We start from the raw sequence: 13,186 nt of genomic DNA, 5'->3' as shown, positions 1-13,186 counted from the left end.
TCTGATGGCCTTTTCGGCGACGGCGGCCCTGTGGTTCCTGCCTTTTTTGATCCCATTGTGCCTTTATGTGGCCTTCACCGACCTGCAAGCGATGCGCATCGCCAATGGCACGGTGATCGCCATCGCGCTGGTCTTTGCCCTGATCGGGCCGCTTGTCCTGCCCTTTGAGGTATACCTGTGGCAACTGGCCCAGCTTGGCATCGTGTTGGTGGCGGGCATCGTGGCCAATGCGGCAGGCATCATGGGCGCAGGTGACGCAAAGTTTGCCGCCGCCGCCGCGCCCTACATTGCTTTGGGCGACCTGCAATTGCTGATCGTGATCTTTACGGCCGTGCTCCTCGCCGCCTTCGCTGCCCACCGCATTGCCAAATTCACGCCCCTGCGCCGCATTGCGCCGGATTGGGACAGCTGGGACCAGGGGCGCAAGTTCCCCATGGGACTGGCCCTGGGGCCTACCCTCGCCCTTTACCTGATGCTTGCCGCCGCATACGGGACATAATTTGGCCGAATTGCCCCGGTAGACCTGCCCAAAATCGCGCAGAGTTTCCGAGGCTGACCAAATGAACATGCACACCACCGATGTGATTTCTCCTCCCGCGCCCAAGCGGTTGGAAGATATGAGACTGCCCATCGTCATGATGCGCGACATCACTCTCAAGACGATGTTCCGCAAGACGTTGGAAAACGTGTCCGAATTGTCGCCTGCCATGTGCCTGCCAATTCCGGTGGTGCAGGAATTGATCGACATGTGCCGCGAACAACGGCTGGTCGAGGCGACGGGTACGCTGAATGCCAACAATGGCAACGAGATGGGCTATCAACTGACCGATCTGGGCAAGGCCCGCGCGCTGGATGCCCTTGCACAGTCGGAATATTTCGGTGCTATGCCCGTCCCGCTGGAGGTTTACCGCGAACAGGTAAAGCGCCAGTCGATCCGCAATATCATGGTCACCCGCGGCCAGTTGACAGGGGCCATGGGCCATCTGGTCCTGCCCGACGATCTGTTGGACCAGCTTGGGCCCGCCGTTTCGGCCGGCCGCTCCATCCTGATGTATGGCCCTCCCGGCAACGGCAAGTCCTCGATCTCCAACGGTATTCGCGACGCTTTGGGCGATCAGGTCTATGTGCCCCGCGCTATTGAATATGCGGGCCAGGTGATCACGGTCTATGATCCCATTGTGCACGTGCTGGCCCGCGAAGAGGAACAAGACCCCACGTCCCTGCGCCGCGTGACCAAATATGACAAACGCTATGTGAAATGCGAACGCCCCACCGTGATCACAGGCGGTGAGTTGTCGCTGAACATGCTTGATCTGGTCTATAACCCGACGGCGCGGACCTATCAGGCGCCGCTTCAGCTCAAATCCACCGGCGGCATTTTCATCGTGGACGACCTTGGCCGTCAGGCCGAACCGCCCCAGGCGCTCGTGAACCGCTGGATCGTTCCTCTGGAGGAAAGCAAGGACATCCTCGCCCTGCAATCGGGCGAAAAATTCGAAGTGCCTTTTGACACGCTGGTCATCTTCTCCACCAACTTCCACCCGAACGAGATCTTTGACCAAGCCGCCCTTCGTCGGATCTTCTTCAAGATCAAAATTGACGGGCCGGACCAGGCGAATTTCCTCAAGATCTTTGCCATGGTCGCCAAGAAACGGGGCATGCCACTGGACGAAAGCACGCTTATCCATCTGCTCAAAGTCAAATATCCGACAATCGACAATGTCTATGCCAACTATCAGCCAAACTTTTTAATCGATCAGATGGTGGCAATCTGCAATTTCGAAGGCATCCCCCTGCAAATGCGTCCCGATCTGCTGGATCGCGCCTGGGCTAACATGTTCGTCAAGGACGAACATATCGTCAAATGATCGGCCTTGCAGGCTGCGGACGTATGGGCGGGCCAATGTTGGCGGCTCTGCGGGACGGGGGCACAGGTGCCATCGGATTTGACGTGGTCGACAAGGGAGTGGGGCACATCGCCGGCAACGTGATGGCCTTTGCCCCTCGGCTCGAGACGCTGTTCAGCGTAGTACGGGACGCTGCCGAAACCGATGCGCTGCTATTCGACAAACAGAACCTGATTGGTACAGCCCCCAACTTGGCGCGCATCTTCATCTGTTCGACCCTGTCACCTCGCTATGTGCGCGATTTGCGCGCCCGCATCCCCGATCACATCACCCTGATCGACGCCCCAGTGTCCGGCGCGCAGGTCGCGGCCGAAAATCGCGCACTCAGCTTCATGCTGGGCGGCACGTCGGCGGATATCGACGATGCCATCCCCCTGCTCGCCCTGATGGGGCAGCACTTTCACCACATGGGTGATTTTGGGGCAGGAATGCAGGCCAAAGTGCTCAACAACATGTTGGCGGCCTCGCACACGGCCATGACGCGTCTGGTCTTGGATTGGGCTGATGCAACAGGCCTCGATCAAGACAAATTGCTTCAACTTATCCATACTTCGTCGGGTCAGAACTGGCTTGCCTCAGGCTTTGACAGCATAGAATTTGCGCGCGACGGCTTTGCGCCCGACAATACGATTGGCATTTTGGTCAAGGACGTGGCCGCCGCCCTCGATGCGGCCCCGGAGGGCGCGGATCAAGCATTGCCGCGCACGATTCAGGATACAATCCACGCCCTCAAACCGCGCCCCTGATTTTCAATTGGTCCAGCCAAAGTCCAATCAGGGGCTGGCCCCGTCGTTGCACCGTTTGAGGACTGGCCCCCGCCCCGCCATCCGCTACATTGCGCGCCATGGCCCAAATACCGCAACAGTTTCAGGACTGGTTCGCCGCCAAAGGCTGGTCGATCCACCCGCACCAGCAAGAGATGCTGGACCGGGCGACCGACCCTGCCCTATTGCTCATCGCCCCCACGGGCGGCGGCAAAACACTTGCCGGTTTTCTACCCTCGCTGGCCGAATTGGCTGACGGAACACATAAAGGGCTGCATACTCTCTATATCTCGCCGCTCAAGGCACTGGCGGCTGACATCAAGCGCAATTTACGTACCCCGGTCGAGGATATGGGCCTGCCCATTCGCATCGAGGACCGAACCGGTGACACCAGCCAGACCCAAAAGAAACGGCAACGGGCCGATCCGCCGCACATCCTGCTGACCACCCCCGAAAGCCTTGCCCTGCTCACCAGTTACGAGGACGCGCCTCGTATGTTTGCGGGCCTGAGACGGGTGATTGTAGACGAAATCCATGCGCTCGCCGAAAGCAAACGGGGGGACCAGATGTTTCTGGCGCTGTCGCGGCTGCAAGCGACCTGCCCAGACCTCAAGCGAGTAGGCCTGTCGGCCACGGTTGAGGATCCGGACGCCATCGCCTACCTGCTCGCCAAACATCCCGACCCCTGCCAGATCATCCATGCCGATCCCGGTCCCGCCCCCGACATCCAGATGCTGGTAACCGAAGAGGCGCCACCGTGGTCCGGCTCGGGCGGCAAATACGCAATCCCGGCAGTTCTGGAGCAGGTCAAACAGCACAAGACCACCCTGATCTTTCACAACACCCGCGCGCAGGCCGAGCTCTATTTCCATAACATCTGGCTTGCCAATGACGACCAACTGCCCATCGGCATCCACCATGGCAGTCTTGATCGGCAACAGCGCGAAAAGGTTGAGGCGGCGATGGTCGCAGGCCACCTCAAGGCTATCGTCTGCACCGGCACGCTTGATCTGGGCATTGATTGGGGCGACGTGGACCTGATCATCCAGGTTGGCGCGCCCAAGAACGTCAAGCGGTTGGTCCAGCGGATCGGGCGGGCCAATCACCGCTATAACGCCCCGTCCAAGGCGCTTCTGGTGCCCGCCAACCGGTTCGAAGTGGTGGAATGCGTTGCGGCTCTAGAGGCGGTCAAAGCAGGTGCGCTTGACGGCGATCCGCGCGGCCCCGGGCCACGCGATGTACTATGCCAACACATCCTGATCGTCGCGGCCGCCGGGCCATTTAACGCAAACGCACTCTTTGACCAGGTAACGACGGTCGGTGCCTACAGCACGCTCAGCCGTGCTGATTTTGACGCCTGCCTCGATTTCTGCGCCACAGGCGGCTATGCGTTGCGCGCCTATGACCAGTGGAAGCGGTTGCAACAGCGTCCCGATGGCCTCTGGCAATTGCGCGACCCGCGCAGCGCGCAACGCATCCGTATGAACATCGGGACGATCCAGGACACCGACACGCTCAAGGTCCGCTTCAAGGGGCGTGGTGGCAAGCCTTTGGGCGAGATCGAGGAAGGCTTTGCCGCGACCCTCACGCCCGGCGATACATTCCTGATCGGTGGCCAAATCGTGCGTTACGACAGTCTACGCGAAATGACGGTACAAGTGACACGGGACGCCGCCAAGAAACCCAAGATCGCGACCTTTCTGGGCACCAAATTCGCCACCTCCACCCAACTCAGCCACCGCATCATCGAGATGTTTCAACAAAAAGACTGGCCCGACCTGCCGCCGCATACCGCCGAGTGGCTGAAACTGCAGCGCAAGGTCAGTCGGCTGCCTGAACCGGGTCGGCTCTTGATCGAGAGCTTTCCCCATGATGGTCGCGTTCATACCGCAGTTTACGGCTTTGCCGGGCGCAACGCGATGCAGACCCTCGGGCTATTGCTCACGAAACGGATGGAGGAAACGGGACTAAACCCTTTGGGGTTTCTCGCGACGGATTATGCAACACTGATCTGGGGGCTTGATCCGATCCGCGATCCCGGACCTCTCTTTGACATCAACGGCTTGCGCGACGGTTTGGAACGATGGTTGTCAGGCAACGCCGTCATGAAGCGGACCTTTCGCGCTTCTGCAACCATCGCCGGACTGATTGAGCGCAATTCACCCTCCGCCCGCAAATCCGGCCGACAAGCCACGTTTTCGTCCGATATCCTCTATGACACGCTGGCCAAATACGACCCCGACCATCTGATGCTGAGCATCACGCAACAAGAAGCGATGCGGGGCCTCGTTGATTTTGGCAGAATCGAGGAAATGGCCGCGCGCGTTGAGGGGCGGATCGACTTGATCGAACTTGATCGCGTCACGCCTCTCGCCGCCCCGCTCATGCTTGAAGTCGGCCGCGTGCCGGTCAAAGGCCTCGCCGAGGAAAAACTGCTCGCCGCTGAGGCAGAGCGTTTAATGAGCACTGCGGGCCTGCCACCGGAACCGCAAAAGCGGGATTGGCGAGTGCCTTTCTGACCCCTTTTTTAGTCCGAAATATCTTGGGGATTTTGCGGCAAGGTCCCAAAGAGCAAATCGGTCGAAAATCAATGCGTGCGGGTCATAACCCTCCAACTTTCACCCCAATCCCCGCAAGGCGCATCTTGATGCGGCACCCATGCATGGATATGAACAAAATATGAACATGTGTGACATCACCCTTGCCGGGGCCGCCCTCAAGGCGCTTGGATCGGGCGCGCTCTATTGGCCCGCGCAGGACCTGCTTTGCGTCTCTGACCTGCATTTGGGCAAGTCCGAACGGATTGCCCGGCGCGGCGGCACGCAGTTGCCCCCCTATGAGACGCGCGACACGCTTGCACGCCTGGCCAGCGATCTTGACGCCACAGGCGCGCGCAAAGTGATCTGTCTGGGCGACAGCTTTGACGACCTGAGTGCGGCCATGGCCTTACCGGACGCAGAGCGCCTTTGGATAACACGGTTGCAAGCGGGGCGACACTGGGTCTGGATCGAGGGCAATCATGACCCGGGCCCCATCGAATACGGCGGTACCCATCTGGCAGAGTTGGCCGAAGGCCCTTTGACTTTCCGCCACATCGCGTCCCCGGCGGAAACCGCCGAAGTATCGGGGCATTATCATCCCAAGGCGACGCTGCACGCGCGCGGGCGGGCCATCACTCGACCCGCATTCCTGATCGACGAGGATCGCCTGATCATGCCGGCCTACGGAACTTATACAGGCGGGCTGCGCAGTCATGATCCGGCGCTTACGGGCCTGATGAAACCGGGCGCCCATGCCGTTCTGACAGGCGCCCGGCCGATGCGCATCCCGATGCCGCGCTAGGCGGTCAGCCCTTCGGGCTCGGGCAGCCCGTGGGCACGGCAACAGGCGGTGACGGTATTGGCCAAAAGGCAGGCGATAGTCATTGGGCCGACACCGCCCGGCACGGGTGTCACAGCCTTGGCCACGGTCACGGCCTGGGCAAAGTTCACATCACCCAACAGCTTGCTCTTACCCGGCTTTTCAGGGTGCGGAATGCGGGTGATGCCCACGTCGATAACCGTGGCACCGGGTTTGATCCAGTCCGCCTCGACCATCTCGGCACGACCAACGGCAGCCACGAGGATATCGGCACGGCGACATACCTCTGCCAGGTCTTTGGTCCGCGAGTGGGCGATGGTTACCGTGCAGTTTTCGCGCAGCAAAAGTTGGCCCATCGGTTTGCCAAAAAGGTTAGAACGGCCAATCACAACTGCCTCCATCCCCGACATATTGCCCAACTGATCGCGCAGCAGCATCAGACAGCCCAGCGGCGTGCAGGATACAAGACCCTTTTCGCCGCTGGCCAACAGACCCGCGTTGACGACGCTCAGGCCATCGACATCCTTGGCCGGATCAATCCGGGCCACGACGGCGCGCTCGTCCAGATGATCAGGTACAGGGAATTGGCAGAGGATGCCGTGCACAGACACATCTGCATTCAACTGATCAATCAGCGCGAACAACTCCGCCTCGGGCACATCCGCGGGCAGGCGGTGCTCGAACGAGGCCATGCCAACCTCGACGGTTTGCTTGTGCTTGGCTGCGACATAAACCTCGCTTGCAGGGTCTTCGCCCACCAGTATGACCGCAAGGCCCGGTGTGATGCCATGATCATCCTTCAGCCGGGCCACGTGGGCGGCCACCTGGCCTCGTACACTGGCCGCAAAAGCCTTGCCATCGATCGTCGTCGCACTCATGCGCGTCTTCTCCTGTTTATCGGTTGCCCGTCTATCTGTTGAATGTGACCTTGTGGGTCCAAGTTTCACCGTCGCTGATCAGCAACTCGTCAAAGCCCATCAGTTGCAAAAGGTCATAGAATGTGGCCACATATTGCAGCTCTTCCTGGCGGAAAAACCCTCCCTTGCGCACGCTGACAGTTAATTGCGCCAGTATGGCCCGTGCCCGGTAGATCGTTGAAAAGACGTCATCATCCAGCGCCACAAGGATCAGAGTGCCCGCATCGTTGCCCTTGGAAAAGAACACGAAGCGGGGGCTTTCGGGCGCCTCAAGCTGGGCAGTTGTAAGCACGTTCACGAAATCAATGCGCACCGACTTGCTTGCGCCGCCACCGTCGCGCACGACGCGGTCAAATGTTTCTTCGGACGTGATTTCGGGGTAGTAGTACCCGACATAGCGGTCTTCGGCCAAAACGGCGGTGGCCGCAAACAGTGCCACGATGAATGTCATAAATCGGGTCATTGGTTTCTCCTTAATCAACCAGAGGTCACGCTGAACCGCGCATCCCTTCCGGTCAATAGAGTTGCAGCCCCCTGCCGCAATCGTGAGGGGGCTGCAAACCTTGTGTGATCGGCTTGAAGCCTTAGAACAGCCCTTCGATCTGGCCTTCGTCATTGAGGTGGATGCTTTCGGCAGACGGCACCCGGGGCAAGCCCGGCATGGTCATGATCTCACCGCAAACAGCCACGATAAACCCGGCGCCCGCCGACAGGCGGACCTCACGAACAGGCACAGAGAACCCGGTGGGTGCGCCGCGCAAAGTCGGATCGGTCGAGAACGAATACTGCGTTTTCGCCATGCAGACCGGCAGATTGCCATAGCCCTGCTCTTCCCACAGTTTCAGCTGATCGCGGATCTTTTGATCCATGAGCGCCTCGTCCGCGCGGTAGATACGCTTGGCGATGGTCTGGATCTTGTCGGCCAATGACATGTCGTCGGGATAGATCGGGGCGAAGTTTGCGGTGTCCGCGTCGGCCAGTTCGGCCACTTTGGTGGCCAGATCGGCCGACCCTTCGGAGCCCAGTTCCCAATGCCGCGAAAGGATCGCCTCGGCCCCCTGCTCGGCCACGAAGTCCTTGACCGCCTGCACTTCGGCATCGGTGTCGGTGACAAAGTGGTTGATGGCCACAACGACAGGCACGCCAAACGACTTGAGGTTTTCGATGTGACGCCCAAGGTTCGGGCAACCCGCCTTGACGGCCTCGACATTCTCCGCGCCCAGGTCGGCCTTGGCCACGCCGCCATTCATCTTCATCGCGCGCACCGTGGCCACACAGACCACCACCGACGGCGACAAGCCCGCCTTGCGGCATTTGATGTTCATGAACTTCTCGGCACCCAGATCAGCGCCAAAGCCTGCTTCGGTCACAACGTAATCAGCCAGTTTCAGGGCCGTCGTCGTCGCGATAACAGAGTTACAGCCATGAGCGATGTTGGCAAAAGGCCCGCCGTGGACAAAGGCCGGGTTGTTTTCCAGCGTTTGCACAATGTTTGGCTGCATGGCGTCCTTGAGGAGGACAGTCATGGCACCATCGGCCTTGATGTCGCGGGCAAAGACGGGGCTGCGGTCACGGCGATAGGCCACGATCATGTCGCCGAGGCGTTTTTGCAGGTCTTTCAGATCCTTGGCCAGGCACAGGATCGCCATGACCTCAGAGGCCACAGTGATGTCAAAGCCCGCCTCGCGGGGGAAACCGTTGGCGACGCCGCCCAAGCTGGCGGTGATCTGGCGCAAGGCGCGGTCGTTCATGTCGACGACCCGACGCCACACGACGCGGCGGGTGTCGATTTCCAGCTCGTTGCCCCAATAGATGTGATTGTCGATCATGGCCGACAACAACGAGTGAGCAGATGTGATGGCGTGAAAATCGCCTGTGAAGTGCAGGTTCATCTCTTCCATCGGCACGATCTGCGCGTAGCCACCGCCAGCGGCCCCACCCTTCATGCCAAAGTTCGGACCCAAAGACGCCTCGCGGATACAGACGCAGGCGTTCTTGCCGATCCGGTTCAGACCATCGCCCAGACCCACGGTTGTCGTGGTCTTGCCCTCGCCTGCGGGCGTGGGATTAATGGCGGTCACAAGGATCAGCTTACCGTTATCGCGGTCCTGCACCGAGTTGATAAAGGACTGGCTGACCTTGGCCTTGTCATGGCCATAAGGCAGCAGGTCGTCGCTGGAGATGCCCAGCTTGGCCCCGATCTCTTGGATCGGTTTCTTCTGCGCCTCACGCGCAATTTCGATATCGGTTTTGTAGGCCATTTTGCTCCCCGCAAGTCTGATGGGCACGTCACTCGTGGCCTGCATACAGGCGTATGCCCAGTCGCTATGCGCGTGATTCCGACATTTCAGAGAGATGGAGCGGCTCAAATACATCCACCCGTTTCGTTTCGGAAACGATGCGGGGAAGTTGAGAAAAATGTTTCATCGCCGCGATAGATCCAAGCATGGCGCACCACAGGTACGCCTTACGGGGAAATCCAACCGTGTTTTTGCCGCTGTTGACGGCCCTCAGGACACACCCGTAAGGCGTACCTGTGGTGCGCCAACGCCGGTTATCTCAGGTATAAAGGTTGCCGCATCCAGGTGCGCAGGGCGGCCGTTGTCTCATCCGGCATTTCCAGCGTCGGCAAATGGCCTGCATGTTCCAAAACCCGCAGTTCCGCACCGTGGATCAGCTCTGCCATGAACGTATGCCGCTTGACCGGGCACAGCGCATCATGCGCCCCGCACATCACCAATGTCGGCACGCGGCATTTGCGCAACGTGCCCTGTTGATCGCGGCGCCGTTGCAGTGCCCGCGATTGGCGCACAAAGACATCCGGGCCCAGCGCATCGGCCATATCCATCACCAGATCCAGAATCTCGTTCCGATAGGGCCCCGGGGCGAGGTAATTCGGCTTCATTTCTTCGCGCATCACGTCCTGCATGCGGCCTGCGCGGACTTTGACGATTTGCGGTTCGCGGGCCGCCGCCACCTGCGGTGTTTCCGCCAGCGGATTGGTATCGAGCAGCGCCAGTCGCGTAATCCGATCAGGCGCGCGGCGCAGGATTTCCATCGCGACGATCCCGCCCATCGACAGGCCCACAAGCGCAAATTTGGCCGGCAGATCGTTCAACAATCCGCTTGCAATCTCTTCGATCCGTTCGCCCCGCGTGATCGGGCAAACCATCACCGAGTAGTCTGGCGACAGAGCGGCAAGCTGGGGACCAAAGAGCCGCGCATCGCACATCATGCCGGGAAGAAAAACCAGAGGCTCAGACATCGCTCACGCTTGCATTCATCATCAAGTCACCTGCCGTTTCACGCGTACTATTCTATCCATCCTGCATTTGCTGGGCAGTTGCAAGACACTGTCTGCAAACACAAATCCGGTCGCGCCTTACTGCTTGATCTGATCCCAAAAGAGCGCCATGTGCCTGCTGACAATTTCGTTGTACCGGTCCGATTGCTTGAGTTTGGCAAGGCCTGCGTTAAAGCGATAAAGGTGCGTTGTGCCGCGCCAGTGTTTCTTGGAAATCACCACATGCAGCCCCTCGACCGACAAGGCCCGGTCCAACGGCACGACCTGGTCCGTCAGGCCCAATTCAAACACCTTTTGCACCCCCAGAAACTCATTGAGCGCTACCACATCCACCGTGCCCGCCAAGAGCATCTCAAAACAGGCGTCAGGCGTCGCGGGCTGTTCCAGCGTCACCAGCCCGCGCGACAGCCACTGTCGATCGGCGCGGTCCAGATCGTGGATAAAGTACCCGATGGGGCGGCACAGCCGTTTGCCGTGCATGTCCACATCCGTTTCAAAGGCGATATCATCCTCGGCCCGGGCAAACGCGAGGATTACCAGATCAACAAGCGGTTCGGAGAAATGGAAATTCGCACAGCGCTCATCCCCGGGATTGCCCGCACAATCGGGTTTGAACCAGGGAAACCCCATATCAAACTCGGTGCTGTCCAGCATGGGAAAGAGATGCCGGGACCAGTCATTTTCCCAAGTGATGGCATAGGTGGCAGGTTCGGGCGTGACCTCGAAGGCTGCGTTGACCACTTCGGTCAACATGCCTTGTCCCGGCCAGTCCAGATCGGTGAACGGCGCATAGTTCGAGCCGGTAACGATGTTGATCTCGGCATCTTGCCGCTGCAACGGGGTCGGGTCGGACACAGGGATTTGGGCCGGGGCGGGTGCCTCAGGCGCCGGGGCCACCGCGACCGCGGCAGGCGCGTCCGCGCAGGGCAGTTTCAGAACGATGCCATCGGGCAGCTCGACCAGGCTGCCTTCCTGCACGGCAGGGTTGGTGTAGAAGATGAGTGACCATTTGGTCAGATCCCCCAACTGCTCTTCGGCGATGGAAAAAAGCGTATCGCCCGTCTGCACCGTATAGTTCGGGGCACAGGCCTGAGCCGCCCCTGCCCCAAACATCGCCACAAGACATGCGCCCACCGCCCAGCGCATCAGAAATCCGCCCAGATTCGCGACATATGCGCGTTCACGATGCTTTGGTATTCGCCCGACGCCTGAATACGTTCCAACCCGTCATTGACTGTCGCCAAAAACCTGTCCGCCTCGGGATTGGACTTTGAGATCATGACATGCAGCCCCGTGATCGAAATTGGTCGCCCCTGCACCACATCGACGCGGTCTTGCATGCCAAGCTCTTTGATCGCGGCCCGGCCGGTGAATTCATTCAATACAACCGCATCGACCTGACCTTCTGCCAACATCTCAAAACAACCTGCAACTGTGCGCGGGCGCTTAAGCGTTACCTTGCCATCACGCACCCAATTACGCCCGTTCTGATCCAGCATGTGGGTTGTGTAGGCTTCGGGGCGGCACAGGTTGCGCCCTTCGAGATCGCTGTCTTGGGCAAAGACAACGGGGCGGTCCTTGTCGACAAACAGCAGGATCAGATATTCGAACATCGGTTTGGAGTAGTGGAAATTCACGCAGCGGTCCTGATCCGGCTCCCCCTCGCAATCGGGCCGCGCCCAGGGAAAAGACATATCGGCCATCTCTTCGGTCAAGAGCGGCGTCAGATGTGCGGACCAATCGTTAATCCAGTGAATGTCGTAGCCATCTGCACCCGTTGCCGCCTGCATTGCCACATTGACCACATCCGCCAAAAGCCCGCCATTCTCAAGGCCGCGGTCGGTAAAGGGGGCAAAGTCATCACCAGTGATCAGCTTGATCTTGGCCTGTGATGCCGTGCGGCGCGGTTCCGGTGCCCGGGCCGTTGCCCGGATCACAGGTGGCGCGCCGTCCAAGCCGGTCGGCAGCCCATCGATGCAGTTGATCGACAGGCTTTGGCCCACACCAATCGCGTTGGGATTTTCGCCGATGGCCGTGATGTTGGCCTGATGGATCGCCGTCCACTTGCCCGCGTCTTTGTAAAGCGTGTCCGCGATCACCGACAGGCTGTCGCCGGGGGCCACTACATAGGTGCCGCCGCAGGATTGGGCCAAGGCGGGCGTAGATGTCCCCAGCACCGCCAGTCCCAAGGCTGTCCAGAATCGTTTCATGGTGTCATCCCCCAGAACCCGTTGACGGAAAATCCCTTATCTGGTGGGGGTGGGTCAACGGGTAAACCAAATATAGTGGGAAATTTGCCGAGCCTCACGGATAGCGGATGCCGCGAAAAGGCGGAAAATCGGCATAACGCTTTTGCCGGGCCGCCAGGTCTTCGCTCGGCGTATCGCCTCGGCGCAACAACAGACCCTTGGGTGTGATATAACTGCCGATCATCCTGTGCGGCATTGGTCGCCAGTCCAAGTTAAAGGCACAGAGCTTTGGGAAAAACCACATGCCTGAATAGGGCAAATGATCGTGCACCCACCAGGCCAGATCGCGCCAATCGCGGCCCGCCTCGTATTGATCTGCAAACCAGGGGATAGCCAGCGACGTCCCCGCAATCGCCGCATCCCCATCCGCCCAATCCCAGATATGACACTCAATCGGATTGTCATTGCGCGCGCAGTTCAACTTGTTTTCATTGCCATAGCTGTTGAGTTCGGGCGAGCGATATCCCGAACGGATGGCCAGACGGCCAAAGGTCTCTTCAAGCGGGTCGAGCAATTGGGTGCAAAGCTGTCGACCGTTGGCAATCGCAAGGTCGGGGTCGCGCGGCAGGTTCTGGACGCGGTGGTAGTTCCCGATCTCGGAATAGAGGAAATCGCGCATGTAAAAGTGTTTGGACAGTCGCACGCGCCCAAGGTTTTCCAGGCTCCACATGCTGGCGGGGCGGCG

At 59.7% G+C, this 13,186-nt stretch carries 12 protein-coding genes; 5 read left to right on the top strand and 7 right to left on the bottom strand.

The genetic code is table 11. From position 1 onward, the window contains the following. Positions 1 to 4: 4 nt before the first annotated feature. The 5 genes from Q1A44_RS09510 (at position 5) to pdeM (ending at position 6,013) form a co-directional block, all read left to right on the top strand. Positions 5 to 499: a prepilin peptidase gene (locus Q1A44_RS09510; RefSeq protein WP_299623533.1), complete on the top strand. Its 495-nt coding sequence runs from the start codon at positions 5 to 7 to the stop codon at positions 497 to 499. A 61-nt stretch (positions 500 to 560) separates the two neighbouring features. After that, complete coding sequence (locus tag Q1A44_RS09505) at positions 561 to 1,868, top strand: ATPase (protein WP_299623530.1); 1,308 nt, start codon at positions 561 to 563, stop codon at positions 1,866 to 1,868. Further along, positions 1,865 to 2,653 carry an NAD(P)-binding domain-containing protein gene (locus tag Q1A44_RS09500; RefSeq protein ID WP_299623528.1) on the top strand — a complete coding sequence of 263 codons (789 nt, stop codon included), beginning with the start codon at positions 1,865 to 1,867 and terminating at the stop codon, positions 2,651 to 2,653. Before Q1A44_RS09505 ends, Q1A44_RS09500 begins: the two co-directional genes overlap by 4 nt. Before the next feature lie 98 nt (positions 2,654 to 2,751). Then, entirely contained in the window at positions 2,752 to 5,190 is a 2,439-nt protein-coding gene (locus Q1A44_RS09495) for a ligase-associated DNA damage response DEXH box helicase (RefSeq protein WP_299623525.1), read from the top strand. Between the two features lie 160 nt (positions 5,191 to 5,350). After that, positions 5,351 to 6,013, top strand: coding sequence for a ligase-associated DNA damage response endonuclease PdeM (pdeM, locus tag Q1A44_RS09490; protein ID WP_299623522.1), 663 nt, complete (start codon positions 5,351 to 5,353; stop codon positions 6,011 to 6,013). On the opposite strand, the gene folD is transcribed toward pdeM, so the two are convergent. The 7 genes from folD to Q1A44_RS09455 all read right to left on the bottom strand — a co-directional run bounded on the left by folD (position 6,010) and on the right by Q1A44_RS09455 (position 13,171). Beyond that, complete coding sequence (folD, locus tag Q1A44_RS09485) at positions 6,010 to 6,909, bottom strand: bifunctional methylenetetrahydrofolate dehydrogenase/methenyltetrahydrofolate cyclohydrolase FolD (RefSeq protein ID WP_299623519.1); 900 nt, start codon at positions 6,907 to 6,909, stop codon at positions 6,010 to 6,012. The two genes, pdeM and folD, sit on opposite strands and share 4 nt — an antisense overlap. 31 nt (positions 6,910 to 6,940) lie before the next feature. Further along, entirely contained in the window at positions 6,941 to 7,411 is a 471-nt protein-coding gene (locus tag Q1A44_RS09480) for a hypothetical protein (protein ID WP_299623516.1), read from the bottom strand. Between the two features lie 121 nt (positions 7,412 to 7,532). Next, positions 7,533 to 9,209, bottom strand: coding sequence for a formate--tetrahydrofolate ligase (locus Q1A44_RS09475; RefSeq protein ID WP_299623513.1), 1,677 nt, complete (start codon positions 9,207 to 9,209; stop codon positions 7,533 to 7,535). Positions 9,210 to 9,502: 293 nt separating this feature from the next. Next, complete coding sequence (locus tag Q1A44_RS09470) at positions 9,503 to 10,213, bottom strand: alpha/beta fold hydrolase (RefSeq protein WP_299623510.1); 711 nt, start codon at positions 10,211 to 10,213, stop codon at positions 9,503 to 9,505. Between the two features lie 117 nt (positions 10,214 to 10,330). Then, complete coding sequence (locus tag Q1A44_RS09465; RefSeq protein ID WP_299623507.1) at positions 10,331 to 11,398, bottom strand: transporter substrate-binding domain-containing protein; 1,068 nt, start codon at positions 11,396 to 11,398, stop codon at positions 10,331 to 10,333. Beyond that, complete coding sequence (locus tag Q1A44_RS09460; protein WP_299623504.1) at positions 11,398 to 12,462, bottom strand: transporter substrate-binding domain-containing protein; 1,065 nt, start codon at positions 12,460 to 12,462, stop codon at positions 11,398 to 11,400. The genes Q1A44_RS09465 and Q1A44_RS09460 overlap by 1 nt, the downstream gene beginning before the upstream one ends. 94 nt (positions 12,463 to 12,556) lie before the next feature. Further along, positions 12,557 to 13,171, bottom strand: a complete 615-nt coding sequence (locus Q1A44_RS09455; RefSeq protein ID WP_299624229.1) for a hypothetical protein — start codon at positions 13,169 to 13,171, stop codon at positions 12,557 to 12,559. Between the last annotated feature and the right edge of the window lie 15 nt (positions 13,172 to 13,186).

The sequence above is a fragment of the uncultured Tateyamaria sp. genome, from assembly GCF_947503705.1.
In the GTDB taxonomy this organism is placed as follows: Bacteria; Pseudomonadota; Alphaproteobacteria; order Rhodobacterales; family Rhodobacteraceae; genus Tateyamaria.
This window is presented reverse-complemented; position numbering and strand designations above follow the sequence as displayed.